This window comes from Vibrio sp. ArtGut-C1 (genome assembly GCF_002105475.1).
Taxonomy (GTDB): Bacteria; Pseudomonadota; Gammaproteobacteria; order Enterobacterales; family Vibrionaceae; genus Vibrio; species Vibrio diabolicus.
In genome coordinates this window covers 56,936-79,054 of sequence record NZ_NCTH01000007.1, presented here as the reverse complement: position 1 = coordinate 79,054, position 22,119 = coordinate 56,936, and the positions used below count along the sequence as shown (strand labels likewise).

Here is a 22,119-nt window from a genome sequence, read left to right as displayed (position 1 = left end):
TAATAAGAGAAATTAATTATACTCATTAGCTTGATAAGAATCTCATATCGGAATTGGCAATGTTAGATTTGAATTGGCTGCGAACCTTCGTAACTCTTGCAGAGGTAAAACATTTCGGCAAAACAGCGACGGAACTGCACATGACGCAGCCGAACGTAAGTTTGCATATCAAACAGTTGGAGCAGGCCACGCGCACTAAACTGATTGAGCGAAATCCTGTGCAGTTGACGCAAGCGGGAAAGCGTTTGTTAGATACGGCTCAGCGAATGCTCAATGAGCTGCAAATTTGTCAGTCGGATCTCAATGCCATCAACGATCTTACGCAGGGGACGCTTTCTATTGCGGCGAGCGATATCGTTTCACGTTTACTGCTTATCAAACCGTTCCAGCAATTCAAAAGTGAATACCCGGGTATCGACTTGGCATTGTTCAATACCACGTCTTCTCAAGCGGTGGATTTGGTGAAAAGTGCGCGTGCCGATATCGGCTTTGTTATCGCACAAAAAGAGAGTCAACCGCTGCATTTTACGCCTCTCACGCAAATTCACTGGTGTGCGTTTGGCGATAACATTTTTGAGTGGCAGGACAATCGAAAAGAGAGCCAGACGTTGATTCTGCTAGGGCACGACACGCGAACCCGTGAGCTGATAGATGCGTCTTTACCTGAGTTAAATCTGCCTAAGCATCGCGTGATGGAAGTGGGCAGTGTGGAAGCACAAATCGACTGGGCAGAAGCAGGATTTGGGACCGCCATTGTGCCGGATTTCTCTCTTGATCCGAGGCTAATGCTTTCCCGAGAAGTTACGCCTTTACCTAGTTTTCCAAACACCGATTTCGGCTACATTGTGCGCCAAAATCAGGTACTCTCCAAAGCCGCCAAACAGCTACTCAGTTGGGTTGGAGAGAATGTGTCAGTGGTGGGAGAGTAACGGATGAACGATGACAACATTATTGTTTCGCTTCCCTCTCTGATTCATCGCATTGGCGGTGAGAATGCTAAACGCATTAAAGTCATTGCGGCGGATTGCGGGTGTGACGTTAAGCGAGTTAGGCGTTCTCGTCATTGGCAAGTTTCTGGAGAAGCTTTGAACTTAAAAGCGTTACTTGATCAGCTAAAAGCAGGGCAGTGTGAAGAGCTAAGGTTTGTGATGAAAAAGTTGGAGAAAGGGTTATCCGTTCATCAGGACAAACTGGAACCGTTAGAAGAAAAACTGATTCGGTTGGTGGTGCAAAACCCAAATATCACCTTGGCAGAGTTGATGACAGAAACGCACTGTACGATTGCGCAAGCCAGAGCAGCTCGGTTTGAAGCGGAAATGCTCTAGCGTAGAATTTTTATTTACTCATTCTAGCAGCCAATGTTACGGTGCGGGCTATTACTAAAAATTAAGGCCATTTTTTATCATGGATATTTGGAAGCTCCTCCTTTTTATTCCCGCTTGCTTTGCTCTGAATATGACTCCAGGCCCAAACAACTTATTGGCAATGAATAATGCGCGTTGTTACGGTTTTCGTGCCGCGTTTGTCGCTAGTTTAGGGCGTATTACGGCATTTTCTGGCATGATCGCGCTGTCTGCCTCTGGGCTCGCCGTGATTTTGTACACATCAGAAATGCTGTTTTTAGCGTTAAAGCTGGTGGGGGCGTTGTATCTATTGTGGATTGCATTCAACCTTTGGCGTTCGGAATCGAGCCCGATCTCTGAGTTAACTAACTCACGCAACTATGCAGGGCTTGCGAAACAAGAGTTTACGCTTGCCGCCGGTAACCCGAAGGCGATTCTTATTTTTACTGCATTTTTGCCGCAGTTTGTAGACGTGAACGCCAACGTTCAAGAGCAGTTTTTTGCCCTTGGCTCCACGTTTTTGATTTTAGAAATGGTCGCCATTTCAATTTACGCGATTTTTGGTTTGTACCTTAGACACTGGTTTTCAAATCCAAAAATGGCAAAACGTTTTAATCGGGGATGTTCGCTGTTTTTAGCCGCATCTGGTGTGAATTTGCTACTAAGCAAGCAATAACGCACATCATTTCTATAGCGTATTTTTTCTATTAAAAAGAGCCGCTGATGTTATATCAGCGGCTCTTTTCGTTGATGCATCTATTGTTTGTTGTTACCACATCAAGTCATCTGGCACGACGAAATCTGCGTATGGGTCGTCTTCTGCTGGAATGTCCGATTCTGGTTCTTTCTGTTCGATGATGACGGATTCATCACGTTGAGCAATTTTATTCGCTACTCCGCGTGGAATGACAACGTAGCTTTCACCGACAATCGCAATGGCTAGAATGCCTTTAATCAACTGTTCACGGATGAGAGCATCAACATACAGTGACTTAACCAAGGTGCCATGGGTGAAGTTGTACTTAATATCGCCATCTTTTAAGTCGATCTTGTTCATCTCAATCAATTGATTGATTTGCGCTTTGATCTCTTTATTCAAACGCTCGGCATTTTGCTGTTCGCTCAATTGTTTATCACGCTCTAACTGTTGGCGTTTATTCTCTTCAACCGCCGCTTTTACTTCGCGTGCTTGAACGCGTGATTTTTTAGAGCCTTTCTTCGCTTTCTTTAGTTTCTTTTCATTAACTAAGCCAGCTTTCAGCATTTGTTCTTGAAGGGTAAGTTTTGCCATGTTTCATCCAGTTAGTGCGCAATTTTGTGCATTTTAGCGAGTCCTTATCAGCAAGGAAAGGGCGATGATGACACGTCGGAGAAATTATCGGACTCAAGCAAACGCAATGCGTCCCAAAGCATCACTTGGTTGGAGCTTAGTACAGGAATACCAAAGCGGCTTGAGAAATAAGGCAGTAGATGCATGACTCGCATGTTCGTGCATGAAATAAATACCGCGTCCACAGTGCAATCAATCGACTCAAGCAGCTGCGCTAAGGCATTTTCTATGTCTTGTCCTCCAATGGTTGGGATATGGGGATCGTAGTCGAGATTGAAATACCCAAAGGCCAGAACGTCAATGCCATGTTCGGTCATGGACTCATAAAGTGGGTGATTGACGTCATTAGTATACGGCGTCAGCATAACGATTCTTTGAGCTTGATGGTGTTCAAGCGCTCTCAGTGCGGCTTGCCAAGGGTTAGTTGTTATGGCTTCGGGTCTCTCTTGACGAATTAAATCAGTGATTTTATCGGAGCCAATGAGCACACTAGCTGACGTACAGCCAAACGCCATGACGTTGATTGGCCACATTGGCACGATGGTGCGTACACACTCGCGGATACTGTTTTGCATGTCTGTTAAGTGCAGAGGATCGACAGTACCTGTAGTGAGAAAGCGTGAAGTGTATAAGCGAACATCTGCGGGTAAATGCTCGCGCCATTCGTTTTCTAGCACATAGTCGGTCGCGAGTTGAATGAGTCCGATTGAACGTTGATAAGCGGATACATCCGCCGAAAACTCAAACTGAGTGGTTAAAGATTGAAACGTACAGAGCTCTGGCATGTTACGGCCCTCAAAAAGTGCGGTGGTTGCCCACCGCCAAAGTCACAGGGAATAAGTTACATCGTGGATTGAATGCTGGTGAGTTGTTGAGCGGTATAGTCAGCGATTGCGGTGTCTTGAACGCCAGTTCCCGTTAAATCACATACCGAAACATCGTCAACACGCCTTGAGTAGAGGTGCTTGCCGCAAATGATGTCGCCAAGTTCGACTAGGCTACGGGTGAGCGGTTTGTCTACACCACGTAATTCGCCAAGTGATTCTGACTGACTGATTCGATCAACCACCAGATGCTCAGCGTTTAGGATGACTGAGGTGGCAAGCTCACGTTTATGAGGGCTGTCTGAACCCATAGCGATCACGTGTGCTCCGGATGGGATATCTTCCCAATTCAGCAAAGGTTCTTTTGATGGTGTTGTCGTGACAATAATGTCGGCTTCTTGGCATGCTTGCTGGATAGAGGAGTGTACGGATACGGATAGATCGTATCGTTGCTCCATACGTTGTTTGTAAGCCTGCGATTTTGTGTTGTCTCTTGCCCAGATGTTCACTTGGGAGATTGGCCTAACTAATTTTATTGCAGCGACTTGGAGTTCTGCTTGAAGCCCACTGCCAATAACCGTAATTTTGGATGCTTCTGAGTTCGACAGGTATTTCGCGGAGATAGCGCCGGCGAGAGCAGTACGAATGTCGGTTAGATACCCTTCGTCAAACAATACGCTATCAACCAGCCCTGTTTTCGCGCTAAAGAGCACCATCAAACCATTTAGGCTGGGTAGTCCCAGTTTTGGGTTATCAAAAAAACCTGGGCTGATTTTTATCGCGAAGCGCTCATTGCCTTTGATATGCGCCGTTTTTACATCCACTTCGCCGTTATGTTCTTCGATTGCCATACTAAGAATCGGAGGCATGGTGATGTTGCCTTGCCCAAGTGCTTTGAAGCCATTTTCCACGGCCGCTAACGCATTAAGATCTAACTGAGTCACTTGCTCTATCTGAGATTTATTATAGATTTTCATTCGCACGACCTCGGTTATTCTTTGACTTGGCGGCCAATTTTTAATGCCGTCTCAAAAGTGTCTGAAGAGACGTTTTTTCCACTGAGCACCAAAACGACTTTCTTACCGCGTAAGTCCAGTTGATGCTGGTGAATGGCGGCAAGCCCCACTGCGGCTGCGCCTTCTACGGCAAATTTTTCTGCATCGAAAATATCTGCCATGCCTTTGGCGATGTTGTGTTCACTGACTAAAAACGCTTTATCCATGACTTCTTGCACGAGTTTGAAGGTATAGCGATTGTCTAAACCTATGCCGCCACCTAAGCTGTCAGCAAACGATTCGTGCTCTTCAACTTGTACTGGTTTTCCTGCTTTAATGCTTTCTACCATCGCAGCGCCTTTGTCCATGGAAACGCCATACACGTTCACTTTGCTGCTGTTTGATTTTGCGGCTAAGCCAATACCACCAATCAATCCGCCGCCAGATAACCCGGCGAAAATGACGTCGACATCAGGAAGATCTTCAATGATTTCTAGCCCAATGGTCCCTTGTCCGGCGATGATGTCTGGGTGTTCGAATGGTGAGAGATAGGTCATCGACGCTTCTTCTGTTAGCCTCAATGCTTCTCGCTCCGCGTCGTCTTGAGCTTGCCCAACAATTCGAACTTCTGCGCCTAATGCTTTAATTGCGTCGACTTTGTTTTGTGGCACTAAATTGGACATACAAATCACGGTGCGGACTCCTAGTCGTTGCCCAGCATAAGCCACGGCACGGCCGTGATTACCAGTAGAGCAAGTGACGACGCCATGTTGTTTTTGTTCCTCACTCAGTTTGTTCATGGCATGAGTCGCTCCACGCAATTTAAAAGCACCAATAGGTTGTAGTGTTTCCAGTTTTAACCAAATTTCACATTGATATTGTTGCGATAACAGTGGTGAGTGAAGTAATGGTGTGCGACTGACTAATCCGTTAATCGCTTTCTTTGCGGCAAAGATTGCTTGTGTTTCCATGTAGTACGTCTCTTAGGACCGCCCCCTCTAATTTGGTCAGAGGGGGCGGTAATCATTGGTAGGTTTGTGAGTTGGTTAATTCGCGGCTATTTTGGCTGCCACTGTTTAGACGTGACGAGGTTATCCATCACTTTATTGACCGCTTGGTGCGCTTTGTCGACAATAGTGTCGATGTCATTACGATTCGCGATAAGCGGTGGAGCAAAGCCGAGGATGTCACCATGTGGCATGGCACGAGCGATTAAGCCTTGCTCTAAGCAGGCTGCCGCGATTTGCGGACCCACTTTCAAGTTTGGATCAAAGTGTGCTCGGCGGAGTTTGTCTGAAGAAAACTCCAACGCATGCAACAAGCCAACGCCACGAGTATCACCGACCAATGGATGATCGTTAAACGTCTCCGCCATACGTTGCTGCAAGTAAGCGCCGACTTCGGCTGCGTTTTGCACCAGGCCTTCACGTTCAATGATATCGAGGTTGCAGTTCGCGGCTGCCGCTCCCATTGGGTGACCGGAGTAGGTATAACCGTGTCCGATAGCGCCCCATTGGTCGGTGCCGTTTTCTAGCACACTCCAAACTCGTTCACCGACGATCACGCCAGACAGCGGTTGATACGCTGAGGTTAACCCTTTTGCTACCGTGATGAGATCCGGTTTCATGTCGTAGTGCAGTGAGCCAAAATCGGAGCCGAGGCGGCCAAAGCCACAGACCACTTCATCCGCAATCAAGAGTACATCGTATTTGTCGAGTACTTTACGAATCGCCTGCCAGTACCCTTCTGGTGGTGGCACAATACCACCAGTACCGAGCACTGGCTCCGCAATCATCGCTGCTACCGTTTCTGGGCCTTCTTCCAAGATCATCGCTTCGAGTTGATCCGCACAATATTGAGAGAATTCAAGCTCAGACATGCTCTCGTCTTCACGGCGATAGTAATACGGCGCCATGGTGTGCTTGATGCGCTCAAGTGGTAAATCAAAATGTGCGTGGAAAAGAGGCAGCCCTGTCATTGAACCCGAAGCGATACTTGAGCCATGGTAGCCGCGATCACGGGAGATAATTTTTTTCTTCTCTGGTAGACCACGAGCATTGTTGTAATACCACACCAACTTAAGTTGAGTTTCGTTCGCATCACTGCCTGACATGCCGTAGTAGACTTTACTCATGCCTTCAGGCGCCATTTTGATGATGCGATCTGACAGTGTCACTAGTGCTTCGTTCGTATGACCGACGTAAGTGTGGTAGTACGCCAGCTCTTTGGCTTGTTCATAAATAGCATCGGCCATTTCAGTCCTGCCATAGCCAATGTTCACACAATACAACCCGGCAAAGCCGTCTATCAGCTCGATGCCTTCTGAATCGGTGATGCGTATTCCGCTTCCGCTCGAGATAATTCTTCCCGAAAGCTCCCCAGCCGCATACTGCTTCAGGTGGGTTGAGGCATGAAATACTCTCTGACGGTCGATCTCTAAAAGTTGTTGGGTTTTGTTGCTCATGATCCTTCTCCTCGAATAATTGGATATCCATATTTCGTGCCTTAACTGCCACTGACGGTTGGTAAAGCGCCTAAACAGCAGTATTTGATTTCACTGTATTCTTCAAAGCCGTGGCGACTGCCTTCTCGTCCAAGCCCTGACTGTTTCACACCGCCAAATGGGATAGGGTGGCCAGTCATCTTGACGGAGTTCACGCTCACCATGCCAAATTCCAAACCACGCATGCAGCGCCAAATTTGGTGAATATCGTGACCATAAACATAGGCAGCTAAGCCGTACTCAGTGTCGTTGCTCATTTCAATCACGGTATCTAAGTCTTGGTAAGGCAACACGCCTGCCACAGGACAAAAATTCTCTTCGCGATACACCGCCATGTCTGGGGTGACATCGGCCAGCAATGTCGGCGCAAAGAAGTTTTCGCCTGATACGGGCTGGTGGTATCCCGCTACCAATCGCGCGCCTTTGTCGAGTGCGTCACGCACCAAATCATGCGCTTTATCCACCGCAGTGCGATTGATCAGCGGCCCCATGGTGGCTTTTTCATCTAAACCATTGCCTAAAACGATGTGGCTCATTTCTTTGGCAAACGCTTCCAAAAATGCTTCGTACTTATCTTCGGGGACGAAAATACGGTTTGCGGCCAAGCAGTCTTGTCCTGCTGTTTGAAACTTGGCATCCACGGCAGCTTTGGCTGCTTGCTCGACATCCATATCTGGCAGCACGATGAAAGGGGCATTACCGCCGAGCTCCATGCTGCACTTCTTCACGGTTTGTGCCGCGTCGCGCAGCAACAACTTACCCACTCGAGTTGAACCTGTGAACGAGAGTGCTTTGACTTTATCGGAGTGACACAAGGTTTGTGACACCATCACCGCATCGCCAGTGATCACGTTAAATACACCAGGTGGAAAGCCAGCTCGGTCTGCTAATTCTGCCAAGGCCAATGCGGAGAAAGGCGTTTCACTGGCAGGTTTGATGAGCACCGGACAGCCTATAGCTAATGCTGCGGCGGCTTTACGGGTGACCATTGCATTAGGAAAATTCCATGGTGTAATCAGAGCTGCGACACCAATCGGCTCGCGTATCGTCGATAGTTGCGCATTCGGAATATGACTTGGGATGGTTTCGCCATAGCTGCGGCGTGCTTCCTCTGCAAACCAGCGAACAAAGGATGCGCCGTAGTCGATTTCACCCAAAGCATCACCTAATATTTTGCCTTGCTCCATAACCATCAAACGAGCAAGATCTTGTTTTGATTCTAAAATCAGATCGTGCCAACGCATGAGAATTTCAGCGCGTTCTTCTGCTTGCATTTTTCGCCATTGACGAAAGGCTTGGTCGGCTTCATCAATCGCTTGATAGAGTTGTTGCTGAGATAGCTTGGTAATGTAGCCGATGACCGTACCATCCGCTGGATTATCCACCGGATGAAATTGGTCACCACTTACCCATTTGCCATTTACGTACGCTAAACCTCTCACCAAACGTACGTCTTTCATTATCGCCATCATGTCGTGCGAGGCTTTTAATTCCTCAGCATGTGAGCTGTGCAGTGCTGTCATGAGTCCTTCTCCCAGCGTCGTTGTCCATAGTTAAACTGTAATGGAGAAGTGACCGAAATAATTTCTGATGCCGAGGTTTAAACCATCAAAACTTTCTTTTCCACACCGTTAGATATGGTGATTTTTCTGGTTGTCTTTTAAGCGTGTTTTCCCTTTTAGAACAAGGCGTTTTGGTTCACTTCTAATGTGCCTGCATCACGTTTGATTGTTTTCGTCACGATGTAAGTAAAGTAGCGCTCAATGCCCACTTCTGACTCTAACCAGTTGTCGATAAGCCGCTGATATTGATCAATATCTTCCGACTGAATTTTGAGTATGTAATCGACACCGCCGCCTGTGGCATAACAATCAGTGACTTCTGGTGAGTGTTGAACCAGTTGCTCGAAACGTTTGAACGCTTGGGCGCTGTGCTCTTTGAGCGTAACTTCAACCATGACCGACGTTCGTTTGAACAAAACATCGGTATTTACTTTTGCCCCATAGCCTTCAATGATGCCTGCTTCTTCCAGTTTTTTGACACGCTCCCAGCAAGGGCTCACAGATAGGTTAATGGCCTCGGCAAGGTGAGATTTGGTAATACGGCCATTGTCATGAAGTATTTGTAAAATTTTTACGTCGTAGCGATCGAGGCGCATAATTGGTCTCCCTGTAAAATACCAATCAGTTCAGAATAGTTGATGACTGGTCAACCGCTATAAGGTGGCCCGAAGGCCACTCCTTTTTCTGTTATTGATTGAACTCTTGTTCCAGTGAGCTCAGCACCGCTTTACCGCTGTCGCCTGTAAGCTCGATGTATTTGTCCCGCATTGGCATAGAGGCTTGTTTAAATGCTGCACGTTCGTCACTGTCGAGTTTGATCATCTGCATATCTGGTTTTGCTTGCTTAATTTGATCAAGACGTTTTTGGTTAAACTCATCCTGTTTTTCAAATATAAAGTCAGTCATACCAGCGATGACTTTATTGACCTGATCTTGGCGGGCTTGTGGGAGGGTTTCGAACCAACTGTTGTTGGTAATGACAGTAGTAGTAAATTGTTGTTGTCCTGCCCAGATCATGTAGTCATTCACTTCGTAGAACTTCATTTCTTCGATAGCAAAAACGGGGTTTACTTGACCATCGATCATTTTAAGTTGCAGAGCACCATAGACTTCTGAGTAGGGTAAAGGCGTAGGGTCGGCTCCAAACGATTTATAAGTCTCAACCAGCATTGGCGATGCCATCACGCGTATTTTGAAGTTATCAAAATCTTTTGGAGAACGAATCTCACGGTTGGTCGTCCACACCATTTCACCTTCTGGATACATAGTGAGAAGTTTGAGGTTTTTCTGTTCTAGCTTTCCGCCGAGTGTGTCATAGATAGTAGGGCTTGAACTCAGCACTTTTTTATTCACATCATTGTCTTGCGACAAAAGGTAAGGGATGGAGAAAACCTGCATTTCGGGCACGAATGAACCAAAAATACCTGGCGATGCGTTGGTAAATTGGATAATACCGTTCGCAGTAAGCTCGGTAAGATCTTCTGACTGACCCAATGTACCGTATGGATAGACTTCCACTGTGACGTCGCCATCGGTTGCATTTTCGATGCGCTTTTTAAACTCTTGCGCATAAGCATCTTGCACCGAGCCTTTGACTTCTTCTAGAGCGAATTTCCACGTCTCTGCATAAACATTGCTGGTGGCAAAGCTGGCAGCGATCAATACGGCACTCGTTAGGTAGCTGTGTTTCATCGGATTCATCCATTTCTTCCTTAATCAGTTTGTGAGTCAATTCACCAACGGCAGGTGATACACCAGACCCGATGTTGTGTCGTGTTTAGGGCGTGTTGACCTTTCGAGCTGATTTTTGCAGCGCTTTGTGGGTGGCCTACATAAAAAGCCGATAACGCAGTAGAAATGAACCACAAAGGCTGCCCGAAGGGTTCGAGCTAGGCGCCCCCGCAAAAATCGTTTTATGCTTTGTTGAAGACCATTTGCTTAGAATGACTAGGCTGCATAGTCTTCGCCGCGCCTAAAACGATTTTACCTCGAACAAAATTTAATCGCGAAAGGTCAATACGCCCTAGTAAGAGTTAGTTTAATTCGCCACAGTCTTCGGCAATTACGGCGACCGTGTCACCAATGTTGACCATGGCAGGGAAACGACGCGCAGCAAAAATCCCACTGCGCTGCGCTTTGTATTCGATTGGGTCGCTCCCTGTACGCTCGGTTGAATAGATTCTTGCCAGTACATCGTCTTGTTTGATGGTATCGCCAAGCTCAAATAAGTATTCGGTGATACCGTTGTGCTGGCTTTGCACGTAGCAACTTGCATCGGGCATATCAAGCAGCCTGGTTGGCAGGGTTGGTTTTTCGTAATCACCTGATAAGTTGCCCGAAAAACGCAAGAAGTTACGAATACCTCGGTCGGCATAAGCGATGGTTTCTGGAGTGCTGGTTCCGCCACCTCTGAGCTCTGTGGTTACGAAGATTTTGCCTTGAGATTCCACTGCGGTGTCATACAGGCTGGTGGCGTCCATTTCGAGCAAGATCATGGTGTAAGGTGCGCCAAACAGTTTCGCACCTAAGATGCATGCTTCTTCTTGATCGAGGTTGTCGAGGCGATGGGCGGCGGCGAAAGGCACGATGTCTAACGTTTTACCACCTGAATGAATGTCTAACGCAAAATCGCACATGGGTACTAAGTAACGAGTAAAGTAATCCGCGATTTTTTCGGTAACTGAGCCTACAGGGTTTCCGGGAAAGCTGCGATTTAAATTCCCTTTATCGATAGACGATGTGCGCGAGGCATTTTGTACCGCAGGTAAGTTCATCATTGGCACAATAATGACGCGACCTTGGATTTGCTCTGCTTGAAGCGAGTTTGCCAATTTAAGCAGGCTGGTAATACCTTCGTATTCATCACCATGATTACCGCCAGTAAGCAGCGCCGTTGGCCCGAGACCATTTTTGATCACGGTGATAGGTATCATGATGCTTCCCCAAGCGGAGTCATCATGGGAATAGGGTAGCGCTAAAAAGCCGTGCTGCACGCCTTCTCGGTCAAAGTCTACGGTGGCTGTGATCGAGCTCTTTTGCATATCAAGTCCTTTTTGTTCTTAAGCCTAGTTCAACAGAACTTACGGTTTGAAAAATTAGTGTTTAACAAATAAGTGGCGTGGAAAATCACACAGTGTTTTTGCACCATCACGGGTGATCACAATGCTTTCGGTGGTTTCTAACCCCCAATCTTCAAACCATAGCCCCGGCATAAAGTGGAATGTCATGCCTTCTTTTAATACGGTTTTATCGGTGTCTCGCAAGCTCATGGTTCGTTCGCCCCAGTCAGGAGGGTAGCTCAGACCAATTGGGTAACCACAGCGGGCGCCTTCACGTGAGAATCCTGCTTTATCGAGGACTTGGTTCAATGCGTTGGCGATGTCGGCGCAAGTATTGCCTGGTCTTGCGACTTCTAAGCCTGCTTCGAGACCTAAAGTTAATGCTTCATCTGCACGTTTGAATTTGTCGTCTGGTTCCCCAAGAAAAATAGTGCGAGAGAGTGGGCAATGGTAACGGCGATGCGCGCCAGCGATTTCGAAAAAAGTACCTTCGCCTTTTTTGAAAGGCCTATCATCCCACGTTAGGTGAGGTGCAGAAGCATCAGAACCAGATGGCAAAAGCGGTACGATCGCGGTGTAATCGCCAAAGTGATCTTCATGCCCAAGTACTGCTTGGCGGTTAATCTCGGCGACAAGGTGATGTTTCGGCAATCCTGGCTCGATCATATCGAACGCGACACGATGCATGTTTTCAACAATGCGAGCTGCGCGGAACATATAAGCTAGTTCTTGATCAGATTTAACGGCGCGACACCAATTGACTAGCCCGGTTGCATCGAGAAGTTGAGCATTCGGCAAGTGCGTGGTGAGTGACTCGTAAGCGGTGGCACTAAAGTAATAGTTATCTTTTTCCACCCCGATACGACCGCGATCCCAAAGACGCGGAGCGAGTACCGCTTCTACCAGAAAATCCATTGGGTGTAATGGTGGGTTCATTACATAATGGTCTGGGTAGTAGGTGATGTTTTCTGCCGACATATACGCAGTTCTGTATGCCCCATTGGCATCTTGGCAGCGCCCAAACCAAACAGGCTCGCCAGATGATCCTACAACGACACATTGTGGGACATAAAAAGACCAACCGTCATAACCAGTCAGCCATGCCATGTTAGAAGGATCGTGAATGATAAGGACATCCAGCTCTCGCTCTTCCATCGACTGCCGAACTTTTGTTAATCGGTCCTGGAATTCATCCAGTGTAAAATGCAAAGCAACGCCTCTCATATTTTCTCCTTGTTAAAAATCCGACGCCTTATGGGCCTTCGGAGACGTTGAGGTATTTCTACCTTCCACCAGGTCAGCCAGACCTGCGTTTAAAACTATTGCAACTCACCACTGCGGCTGGGTTTGGATTAAACGATGCCATTTAACATGTTTGTTGAATCTATATTTCTCATGTCAATCATTACAATTGTGGCTCATTTTTGTGCATTACACCGCATTTGATGGCTAAAAACTCGCCATTTGTTAAATTGAAGTTACAATGAGCATTAAAAATGAATCAATTAAAATATTGTGTCATGACAATTTCTTTGAACCCGATCATTCGCCCAGGCACCGCTAAGTACATCTCCATTGGCAATTATCTTGTCGAATGTGTCCGCAGTGGTTACCTAAAACCCGGTACTCGACTACCCACACATCGTGAGTTTGCGGAGCAAATTGGCGTGAGCGTACAAACCGTCAGCCATGCATATGGTTATGCAGAGAAAAAAGGTGCGCTCGAGTCTTGGGTGGGAAACGGTACGTTTGTAAAATCAGGCTTTGTGGATGAAAGCACGGACACGGAGTTCATGCTGACGCAAGAGATGAAAGAAACGCCGGATGAAATTGATATGTCGATCGCTCATCCGGTAGTAACCGATCGCCACATTACGCTTTTTAATCAGGCTTTAATGGACATTGCTGGGCAAACAAACAATCGCAGTTTGATCAGTAAAGCAAAGCCAGTAACAGGTCAGCCTCATCATATTGAGTCCGGAGCGCGATTTCTCAGTAGCCAAGGGTTAGACGTTGGTACCGATCAAATATTACTCACAAATGGTGCATGCCATGGCTTGACCTTGGCTTTAAGCACCGTTGTTGAACACGGTGATTTAGTCGCTTGTGGTCACTTAGTCGATCATGGCTTGATCTCTCGCTCGAGAATGCTTGGATTTAAGTTACAGCCGCTTGAGATGGATGAGTTTGGTATCACGCCGGATGCATTTGAATGGGCATGTAAACACAAACCAATCAAGGCGCTGTGTTGCACACCGAGCATGGCCAATCCGAATAGTGCGCATATGGATATTTCGCGGCGAGAGGCGATAGCAAATATTGCGAAGCAGTATGAGATCTACGTGATTGAAGATGACGTGTATGGGGCACTAGAGCCCAATCGTGTCCCACCTCTCGCCGCACTGTTACCCGAGCAGGCTTTCTATGTTACCAGTTTAACCAAAGTCGTAGCGCCAGGTATGCGTACGGGCTATTTAACGGTCCCACGTCATTTTTTGCAGCATGCGATTGGCCGTTTAGCTGCGACGAGTTGGTCTGCGACCCCGTTACCGTTTGAAGTCGCTCATTTGTGGATCGAAAACGGTACATTAAATCGACTTATTCGATTTCAAGTCAATGAATTTGCCAAGCGCCAGCGAATAGCAAAAGCCACCTTAGAAGGGCATGTTTATAGCTCACACCCGAATGGTCAGCACATTTGGTTGAGGTTACCCGAGCAGTGGAGCAGTGATGATCTGGTCGCTTCGGCTAAGCGTTCTGGGGTGCAGATCACGGGGTATAAACCTTTTGTTCTCGATACTAATCAGCCAATGCCTTACGTGCGAATCAGTTTGGGAGCAGAGACTAATCGAGGCTACATCAAGCATGGGTTATCTGTGATTGCAGAAATTCTCGATACAAACCCTCCAACCTCTCACTTTTTGGTCTGAGCAGTATGCTCTGACCAATTTTTTCTGCGAAAGCGCCAAGTTCAGAAAATCTTTCTTATTCACCTGATTGACTTGATTGTCATGAAGAAGATAACGTTTCATTAACATTTTTGTTGATCAGGAGCAGCGCGGATGAAAGGGATTTTTCAGTGGCTAGATAAATATATACAGAAAGCGGAGGCGGCACTGCTCATTGGCTCGGTGCTTCTTATTGCGTTGAACTCAATTGCTAACGTGTTAGGGCGCTACCTCTTTAGCCAAAGCATCTACTTTTCAGAAGAACTCAATTATTTCCTCATTATCGCCGTCACGTTTATTGGTTGCAGTTATGCTGCCCGCCAATCTCGCCATATCCGTATGACGGCATTTACCGATATGCTTCCAAAGCGTATACAAACTTTAGCCAACGGCATTATTTATTTACTCACCGCAGCATTGGTGGCGGTGCTAACTTGGTATTCGTGGCAATACATTGGCAAGGTGAGCCAAATGGGGCGTCTTTCTCCTGCAATGCAAGTACCTTTGAGTTGGGTGTACTTAATCGCACCGATTGGCCTTTTCTTTAGCACGGTTCAGTTCGCGCGTGTGGGTAGTCGCCATATCAAACGTTTCATAACGCTGACAAAGCTTTCACGCTCATCTCGACCAGATGGCGTCGGCTCTGCCACTAAGCAGGAGAAAGCGCTATGACGACCGCTCTTGTTGCAACGATGATCACGTTGTTGGCTTTTGGCTTTCCGATGTTGGTACCGCTATTAGCGGCGACCATGTTGGGATTTATTGTTTTTCTTGGCTTGGGGCCAGATTTTATGATCCAGCAAATGCTTGCTGGCATCAAACCCGCTGCGTTGATCGCTGTGCCTATGTTTATTCTCGCGGCAGAAATTATAACCCGAGGCGTGGCAGCAACGCGCTTGCTAGATGTCGCAATGGCGTTTGTTGGGCACGTTCGTGGCGGTCTGGCGATCACCTCATCGCTTAGCTGTGCGATGTTTGGTGCGGTATCGGGGTCTACACAAGCCACCGTTGTTTCTGTTGGCTCTATTATGCGACCGAAAATGTTGGAGTATGGTTACAAAGACAGTTTTGCTCTGGCTTTGATTATTAACGCCTCTGACTTAGCGCTCCTTATTCCACCGAGTATCGGTATGATCATCTATGGTGTGGTGTCTGGAACATCGGTTGCTGAGCTGTTTATTGCTGGTATTGGACCGGCGATCGTGATTTTATTGATGTTTTCTGCCTACTGTTATTTTTATGCAGGTAAAAGCTCTGTAGAAAATGCCCCGCGAGCCAGCTGGAAAGAACGTTGGACCACAATACGTAAAGCGGTTTTACCATTTGGTTTTCCGATCATTACTGTTGGCGGTATTTATGCTGGAGTATTTAGCCCTACCGAAGCGGCGTCGGTTTCGGTGTTGTACGCTGTGTTATTAGAAATGGTTATCTTCCGTAAAGTGAAATGGAAGGAGCTTGGCGAAATCGCGCTTTCTACGGGCATGGTTACCGCGGTGGTATTTATCTTAGTCGCAGCAGGGGCTGCTTTTTCTTGGGTAATTTCATTTGCCCAGATCCCGCAAGAATTGTTGGGTATGATCGGGATTAATGATCTTTCGCAGACCGAGTTACTGGTCGTTATCTCAATTGCGTTCTTTATTGGTTGTATGTTCGTTGATCCAATCGTAGTGATGCTGATTTTGATCCCTATCTTTGCACCTGTGATTAAGTCCTCTGGCATTGACCCAGTACTGGTCGGCACCATCGTGACCTTGCAAGCAGCGATAGGTTCTGCAACGCCGCCATTCGGTTGTGATATTTTTACCGCGATTGCCGTGTTTAAACGTCCTTATGTGGAAGTGATTCGCGGGACACCACCGTTTGTGTTCATCTTGCTTTTGGTCTCCGTGATGCTGATTTTCTTCCCTTCGATTTCACTTTTCTTACGTGATCTAGCGTTTCGATAGTATCGACTAAACGCTCAAAGCCGCTGAATATCAGCGGCTTTTTATCTATGCTCTCAAACTGGTTCAACTTATCCTGTTCTCCAGTCTCCATTGGCTGGGCGACTTTCCTGTCCAACTGCGAAAGTGGCGGCTGAATACCGCAGTTTCTGCATAGCCCAGTTGCAATGCGATATCGGTAATACTCTGAATATTCTCACTTAAACGCTGCTCGGCGAAATCCTGTCGTACTTGTTGTAACAACTGTCGATAACTTGTTTCCTGTTGTTTTAACTTGCTTTGCAGCATTCTTGGGTGCAGGTCTAATGCTCTTGCAACGCGCTCCACGCTGCATTCTCCCGTCGACAACAAACGACCAATCATATTCGCTGCTTGATCACTCAGATTGTTAGGATAGCGGGTTTGCAAATACTTGAGGTGCTGTTGAAAGTGGCGATCCAGTGCGTCTTCGTCTTGGTGATTCTTAGCGTTGAGCAGGTTGGCTTTGAGCAATACACCGTCAAACTTATCACCAAAACGCAGTTTGTTCTGTTGGGCAAACTTGCTTTGCTCTACTTCCAATGTTGCGTTTTGAGTCAAATGTAGCGCGAAGTGGCTTGCTTCAATATCGAGCAAACTGGCGATAAACATGGCTAAGTGTGACACACTTAGCTGCATCAACTGCGCAATACCGCGGTCACTATTCACATCAATATTGAGCGACAATCGTACCCAATCATCTTGTGGCGTCATGTTGAGAGTAACGCCTGACGAATGCAGATAGAGATAATCATTCACCCGCGCCAATGCATCACCGACCGTTTCAGCACGAGAAACCAGCATCGGCAAATCGCCTAAACTTTGCAGGTTTTGGCGCTCGGCGAGTAACGCACCAAACAACGGTTGCTTACAACGAGCAGCCGCTTCCTCCAGCAATTCAGCCAATCTTGGATAAGCGAGATAGGTATCGGGATCGCGAAACTGCGCGGCAGACAGGCCAGCAGCGGCCATTATCTCTTGCGGATTCTGACCTAATTCTGAAACCAAGCTATCAAACTTATCGGCAGCGCCACTTCGTACGATATACATGTCTCGATTTTTAAATGTTAACAGATTGTAAATCGCAATATATCAAATTTACTTCGTAAAAGGTCAAGTGAGTGCCAGTGAGTTGATCTAAGTTACATTTCGATAACAACAACGCATGGATGAGAAGCTGTATGGAACTTATCAATAAAACTGCCATCGTGACTGGCGCTGCGGGTGGAATTGGGCAAGCTATTATTGCAAAGCTAAGAGAGCAAGGAGCCAAAGTGCTTGCTGTCGATATTTCAGAGCAATCACTGCAAATGTACGCAAGTTTTGGCTCTAAGCAGTTGGAAACCTTTGTTGCGGACGTCACCGATTACCAACAAGTCGAAGCCATGGTGAAGTACGCGGTCGAACAATTTGGCTCACTTGACATCATGGTCAACAATGCAGGCATCGGCGCACCGAAACCTCTGCTTGAACATGATCCTATCGCCGACTTTGAGCCTATCTCTAAAGTCAACCAAAACGGCGTTTACTATGGAATTCTCGCCGCTGGACGACAATTCCAAGCGCAAGGGACACCGGGCGTGATCCTCAATACCTCTTCCGTTTACGCCCAAATGGCCTCCGAGATGACGTTTACCTACAACGTCAGTAAAGCCGCAGTCGATATGATGACCAAATGCGCCGCTTTAGAGTTAGCGCCTCTGGATATTCGTGTGTGCGCGGTCGCTCCGGGACGCGTTGATACTCCGATGTTAAGGCAATACGAAGAGATTGGCTTGTGGAACCACATCCGCAAAGAACAGATGCGTCAAAACTTCACGCAACCAGAAGAGATTGCCAACGTGGTGGCGTTTCTTGTCAGCGAAAAAGCAAACTGTATCAACGGCTGCACCATTAGCGCATCTGACGGTTTCGAGAATTTTAAGTACCCACTCATGGGGTAGATGGAATAGGCGAGCACGCCAAATTACAGCAATAGTGAGGATGTAAGTTATGTCATTACCAGAAGTTATTCAGCATCAAGATTTCCTATTAACTTTTAATACGAATGAAGAGTCGATCATCAAAGACGCGCTACCGGGCGTTGATGTTTACCCGCTGTTTCTTGATCCAGAAAATGGTACGTGGGTGATTCGCGCCAAGTTCAAACCGGGTATCACTCTGCCTAAGCACTTCCATACTGGTGTGGTGCATTTCTATACACTGAGTGGCGCGTGGCACTACATCGAGTATCCAGACCAAGTCCAAACCGCTGGTAGCTACTTATATGAGCCGGGCGGTTCGATTCATACCTTTCACTGTCCAGAAGAGTCGGGTGGCGCAGATGGCTTTATGGTGATCCAAGGTGCGAACATTAACTTTGACGAAGAGGGTAACTTTATCAACATCATGGATGCAGGTTGGATTGAGCAAGTGGTGGTTGCCGCTGCCAAAGCGCAAGGCTTCACTGCGCGCTATATCAAACCGGGTGCGATTGCTGCCCTGAGTGATGAGCTAGCGGAGTAACCCCATGCAACAGATGAACAGTATCGTAATGCAGGATGGTAGTGTCCGCCTGAAGCAAGTCGAAATCCCCAAACCCGCAGCGGGACAAGTCTTGGTTCGTAGTCTCGCCTGTGGGATTTGTGGCTCCGACCTACACATTACTCGACACGCGGATGAGGTGTTTGATGTATTCCACCAGCTCGGGTTGATGCCTGATGAAGTAGGTGAGCACGCTCAAGTGATGTTGGGACATGAATTCTGTGCGGAAATTGTCGAATACGGTGCCGATACGCAGCAAACGTTGCCTGTCGGTAGCCGAGTCACCTCTGTGCCGATGTTGCTCAGCCAAAATGGCGCAGGCGTTGGTGTCACTCCGGGTACTTACGGCGCTTACTCTGAGTATTTCCTACTTGATGAAGCGCTCCTACTGCCAGTGCCCGACGAAATGCCGTCTGAAGCGGCAGCGTTAACCGAGCCGCTGGCGGTCGGTTTGCATGCGGTCAATCGCAGTGAAATCGAAACGGAAGAAACAGCGCTGGTTGTCGGTTGTGGCCCTATAGGGCTGGCGGTGATTGCAGCGCTCAAACAACGCGGCGTGAGTAACATTCTTGCGGTTGATCTTCAGGAAGAGAAGCTGCAACTTGCCAGCGAGTTTGGCGCAGATCGGTTGATCAACCCGAACAAGGAAGACGAGATCGCCGTTGCTGAGCGGTACGCGATGAACTCACGTCTGGTCATTTATGAGTGTGTGGGCAAACATACTTTAATTGATGACTTCATGCGCCGTGCTCCTGCCCGATCTCGAATCGTTGTATCAGGCATTCATACGGCTCCAGCGACCATTAACTACGCGTACGCGACGGTAAAAGAGCTCGATTTGAGATTCTCTTACTACTATCAACCGCACGAGTTTGAGCAATGCCTACAAGCGATTGCCGAACACAAGTTGCCTTGGCAGAAAATGCTTACCGCCAAAGTGGGAATCGATGGTGTGGAAGATGCGTTTAGACAGTTAATGACGCCAAATGATCACATCAAAGTCGTTATCGAACCTTGGCGCAGCGGCGCGTTAGAAGTGATTTAACTCTTAGCCAGATTAAGCTAGCTAAAACCAATTCTAGTTTGGTGACAGCCCCAACCGTAGCAGCTAGGTTGGGGCTTTTTTTGTTAGGCCTGTTCTGCGTATTCCTGTTGCAGAGCAGGGTAATCGGTGTAGCCTCGTTCGTTTCCACCGAACAACGTTGAGCCATCGAGTTCTGCCAACGGATGGTGATGTTGCAAGCGAGAGACTAAGTCTGGGTTTGCTACGAATGGCCGTCCGAATGCGACAAGATCCGCGTAGCCTTTCTCTAACACTTCGTTTGCTCGTTGAGGATCGTAGCGACCTGCAACAATAATAGCGTTGCGAAAGCGCTTTCTAAGTTCGATTCGAAACGTCTCGGGAATCGTTGGTGCATCGGCCCAATCGGCCTCGGACAAGTGCAAGTAGGCAATGTCGCGCTCCTGTAGCTGTTTTGATGCCTCTAAGATTGTTGGCACTATATCTGGGCAGTCCATATCTTTAAACGTAATGAATGGTGCCAATCTCACTCCAACTCGATGCGCACCAACAGCGGCGATAACTGCATCCACTACTTCGATAAGAAAACGAATACGATTTTCTCGTGAACCGCCGTAGTTGTCTGTTCGATGGTTTGAGTTGGTTCTTAAGAACTGATCGATCAGATACCCATTCCCGCCGTGGATTTCTACACCATCAAAACCCGATTCAATGGCGCGTTTGGCTGCGTTCGCGAAATCACCGACAACTCGGTTGATATCCGCTTGTGTCATTGCGCGTGGCTCAACACAATCGACCATATTGCCGTTGCCTTGTTCGTCCGCAATCCAAACTTGCGTCTCTACCGGAGCGAGCGCAGATGGCGCGATAGGCTGTTCACCATTTTGGAATGTTGGATGAGACACTCTGCCCACATGCCATAGCTGACAAAACATCGCTGCGCCTTGTGATTTGACCGCTTGGGTCACACCCTGCCAGCCCGCCACTTGCGCATCGGTGTAAACGCCAGGGGTGAACGAATAACCTTGAGAATCGTCCGAAATTTGTGTGGCTTCGGAAATGATCAGCCCGGCAGAAGCGCGCTGTTGATAATACGTTGCCATCATCTCATTCGGGATGTTGCCCGGCTGAGTGGTGCGTGCGCGAGTCATTGGTGCCATGACAATACGGTTTTGTAGTGACAACGCTTTCAGTTGAGCTGGTTCAAACAGCTTATTTGTTCTTTGTTTCATGTTGCGCTCCTCAGATAAGTACTGGCACGTTGGTCGCTTTACGAGCGGTTGCCATCCAGTGAAGTACGGCTGGATCCCATTGCACTTCGGGCGCACTGAAAAAACCGCGTAGAATGGAGAACATAATGGCCTGATCAACCAGTGATGTTTGCTTTTCTGAACTTAGGTTGAGCAAGGGTTTGGTTTGTTCTATCAAAGCGGCGACTTCTTTCGCAATCGCAGGTGTATCGTTAATCAAAGCTTCAAAATTTAACGCTTCGGTTTCTTTTTTTTCACGCCATGCTTGTTTAGCGGTTTCTGTTGCAAATTCCGGTAATGTCATGTTTGACCAACGCGGATACCCGACTTTTTGTAGCGGTAAAAACGCTTGTTTTTGCCAGTCTAAAACCGGTGTTGAGGGTTGGCTGCTTTCGTTGGAAGATGCCAATTCAAGGAAGTAGTTGATGATGTCTAAGCTTTCCGCCATGGCTTCACCATTGTCTTTGATCAAAAGAGGAACTTGTTTTGCGCCGATGATGTTTGTGGTGGTGCTCTCGTCGTCATAAGCAATGTTGATGACGTCGAGCTGAATATTCAGCATGCCTGCAACAAAACGGACGCGGGCGCTAAAGGGGCAATGTTCATAAATGTACAGTTTCATTTTTGTTTCCTATCTCTTGGCTGGGCAGGGCGTGTTGTTGTGCGTTGAACAGCGTTACGGCGTTTAACTTTGCCCTGTCACATAACGTTCTGGGTCTAAACAATGTCGATAGGGTCAGTATATGGATTCGATTTAATTTGATAATTGGGTAATATCTGAATTGATTATTCAGTTTTTC

Annotated in this window: 22 protein-coding genes; 9 read left to right on the top strand and 13 right to left on the bottom strand. The window is 47.4% G+C overall.

Annotated elements, in window-relative coordinates:
* Positions 1 to 59 precede the first annotated feature (59 nt).
* From B7360_RS08260 to B7360_RS08250, 3 genes are all read left to right on the top strand, one after another.
* Entirely contained in the window at positions 60 to 929 is an 870-nt protein-coding gene (locus B7360_RS08260; protein WP_085343267.1) for a LysR family transcriptional regulator, read from the top strand.
* A 3-nt stretch (positions 930 to 932) separates the two neighbouring features.
* The gene (locus B7360_RS08255; protein WP_085343266.1) at positions 933 to 1,325 is read left to right on the top strand and encodes a ribosome recycling factor family protein; all 393 of its coding nucleotides are present in this window, start codon (positions 933 to 935) and stop codon (positions 1,323 to 1,325) included.
* A 79-nt stretch (positions 1,326 to 1,404) separates the two neighbouring features.
* Complete coding sequence (locus B7360_RS08250; protein WP_006741386.1) at positions 1,405 to 2,019, top strand: LysE family translocator; 615 nt, start codon at positions 1,405 to 1,407, stop codon at positions 2,017 to 2,019.
* Positions 2,020 to 2,112: 93 nt separating this feature from the next.
* On the opposite strand, the gene B7360_RS08245 is transcribed toward B7360_RS08250, so the two are convergent.
* The 10 genes from B7360_RS08245 to doeA form a co-directional block, all read right to left on the bottom strand.
* On the bottom strand, positions 2,113 to 2,634 hold the full coding sequence (locus tag B7360_RS08245; protein WP_006741387.1) for a DUF2058 domain-containing protein: 522 nt from the start codon (positions 2,632 to 2,634) through the stop codon (positions 2,113 to 2,115).
* Between the two features lie 47 nt (positions 2,635 to 2,681).
* Positions 2,682 to 3,458, bottom strand: a complete 777-nt coding sequence (locus tag B7360_RS08240; RefSeq protein ID WP_085343265.1) for an Asp/Glu racemase — start codon at positions 3,456 to 3,458, stop codon at positions 2,682 to 2,684.
* Between the two features lie 56 nt (positions 3,459 to 3,514).
* Positions 3,515 to 4,474: a cyclodeaminase gene (locus B7360_RS08235; protein WP_085343264.1), complete on the bottom strand. Its 960-nt coding sequence runs from the start codon at positions 4,472 to 4,474 to the stop codon at positions 3,515 to 3,517.
* Between the two features lie 14 nt (positions 4,475 to 4,488).
* Positions 4,489 to 5,463: a hydroxyectoine utilization dehydratase EutB gene (gene eutB, locus B7360_RS08230; protein WP_085343263.1), complete on the bottom strand. Its 975-nt coding sequence runs from the start codon at positions 5,461 to 5,463 to the stop codon at positions 4,489 to 4,491.
* A gap of 86 nt (positions 5,464 to 5,549) precedes the next feature.
* Positions 5,550 to 6,956 carry an aspartate aminotransferase family protein gene (locus tag B7360_RS08225; RefSeq protein WP_053808062.1) on the bottom strand — a complete coding sequence of 469 codons (1,407 nt, stop codon included), beginning with the start codon at positions 6,954 to 6,956 and terminating at the stop codon, positions 5,550 to 5,552.
* A 41-nt stretch (positions 6,957 to 6,997) separates the two neighbouring features.
* Positions 6,998 to 8,518, bottom strand: a complete 1,521-nt coding sequence (locus B7360_RS08220; protein WP_085343262.1) for an NAD-dependent succinate-semialdehyde dehydrogenase — start codon at positions 8,516 to 8,518, stop codon at positions 6,998 to 7,000.
* 155 nt (positions 8,519 to 8,673) lie between these two features.
* Complete coding sequence (locus tag B7360_RS08215; RefSeq protein ID WP_006741393.1) at positions 8,674 to 9,153, bottom strand: Lrp/AsnC family transcriptional regulator; 480 nt, start codon at positions 9,151 to 9,153, stop codon at positions 8,674 to 8,676.
* Between the two features lie 91 nt (positions 9,154 to 9,244).
* Positions 9,245 to 10,258: a TRAP transporter substrate-binding protein DctP gene (gene dctP, locus B7360_RS08210; RefSeq protein WP_085343261.1), complete on the bottom strand. Its 1,014-nt coding sequence runs from the start codon at positions 10,256 to 10,258 to the stop codon at positions 9,245 to 9,247.
* A gap of 332 nt (positions 10,259 to 10,590) precedes the next feature.
* On the bottom strand, positions 10,591 to 11,598 hold the full coding sequence (gene doeB, locus B7360_RS08205) for a N(2)-acetyl-L-2,4-diaminobutanoate deacetylase DoeB (RefSeq protein WP_005392729.1): 1,008 nt from the start codon (positions 11,596 to 11,598) through the stop codon (positions 10,591 to 10,593).
* A 54-nt stretch (positions 11,599 to 11,652) separates the two neighbouring features.
* Positions 11,653 to 12,840: an ectoine hydrolase DoeA gene (gene doeA, locus B7360_RS08200; RefSeq protein ID WP_085343260.1), complete on the bottom strand. Its 1,188-nt coding sequence runs from the start codon at positions 12,838 to 12,840 to the stop codon at positions 11,653 to 11,655.
* A gap of 272 nt (positions 12,841 to 13,112) precedes the next feature.
* On the opposite strand from doeA, the gene B7360_RS08195 reads away from it, so the two are divergent.
* The 3 genes from B7360_RS08195 (at position 13,113) to B7360_RS08185 (ending at position 16,510) form a co-directional block, all read left to right on the top strand.
* Positions 13,113 to 14,546, top strand: coding sequence for a PLP-dependent aminotransferase family protein (locus B7360_RS08195; protein WP_085343259.1), 1,434 nt, complete (start codon positions 13,113 to 13,115; stop codon positions 14,544 to 14,546).
* Positions 14,547 to 14,678: 132 nt separating this feature from the next.
* Positions 14,679 to 15,236, top strand: coding sequence for a TRAP transporter small permease (locus B7360_RS08190; RefSeq protein ID WP_074190438.1), 558 nt, complete (start codon positions 14,679 to 14,681; stop codon positions 15,234 to 15,236).
* Positions 15,233 to 16,510: a TRAP transporter large permease gene (locus B7360_RS08185; RefSeq protein ID WP_005392736.1), complete on the top strand. Its 1,278-nt coding sequence runs from the start codon at positions 15,233 to 15,235 to the stop codon at positions 16,508 to 16,510. The genes B7360_RS08190 and B7360_RS08185 overlap by 4 nt, the downstream gene beginning before the upstream one ends.
* A 63-nt stretch (positions 16,511 to 16,573) precedes the next feature.
* Here the strand turns inward: B7360_RS08185 and B7360_RS08180 are convergent, their stop codons facing one another.
* On the bottom strand, positions 16,574 to 17,575 hold the full coding sequence (locus B7360_RS08180) for an AraC family transcriptional regulator (RefSeq protein WP_085343258.1): 1,002 nt from the start codon (positions 17,573 to 17,575) through the stop codon (positions 16,574 to 16,576).
* A 131-nt stretch (positions 17,576 to 17,706) separates the two neighbouring features.
* Between B7360_RS08180 and B7360_RS08175 the strand changes: the two genes are divergently transcribed.
* From B7360_RS08175 to B7360_RS08165, 3 genes are read left to right on the top strand one after another with little or no spacing between them, the layout of a single operon-like run.
* On the top strand, positions 17,707 to 18,468 hold the full coding sequence (locus B7360_RS08175) for an SDR family NAD(P)-dependent oxidoreductase (RefSeq protein ID WP_005392740.1): 762 nt from the start codon (positions 17,707 to 17,709) through the stop codon (positions 18,466 to 18,468).
* Positions 18,469 to 18,517: 49 nt separating this feature from the next.
* Positions 18,518 to 19,030, top strand: coding sequence for a 2,4'-dihydroxyacetophenone dioxygenase family protein (locus tag B7360_RS08170; protein ID WP_085343257.1), 513 nt, complete (start codon positions 18,518 to 18,520; stop codon positions 19,028 to 19,030).
* A 4-nt stretch (positions 19,031 to 19,034) separates the two neighbouring features.
* On the top strand, positions 19,035 to 20,093 hold the full coding sequence (locus B7360_RS08165) for a zinc-binding dehydrogenase (RefSeq protein WP_085343256.1): 1,059 nt from the start codon (positions 19,035 to 19,037) through the stop codon (positions 20,091 to 20,093).
* 83 nt (positions 20,094 to 20,176) lie between these two features.
* Here the strand turns inward: B7360_RS08165 and B7360_RS08160 are convergent, their stop codons facing one another.
* Together B7360_RS08160 and grxB are read right to left on the bottom strand one after the other, a co-directional pair.
* Positions 20,177 to 21,301, bottom strand: coding sequence for an alkene reductase (locus tag B7360_RS08160; protein ID WP_025547529.1), 1,125 nt, complete (start codon positions 21,299 to 21,301; stop codon positions 20,177 to 20,179).
* A gap of 10 nt (positions 21,302 to 21,311) precedes the next feature.
* Positions 21,312 to 21,941 (bottom strand): glutaredoxin 2, encoded by a 630-nt coding sequence (gene grxB, locus B7360_RS08155; protein ID WP_085343255.1) that lies wholly within the window; start codon positions 21,939 to 21,941, stop codon positions 21,312 to 21,314.
* Positions 21,942 to 22,119 lie beyond the last annotated feature (178 nt).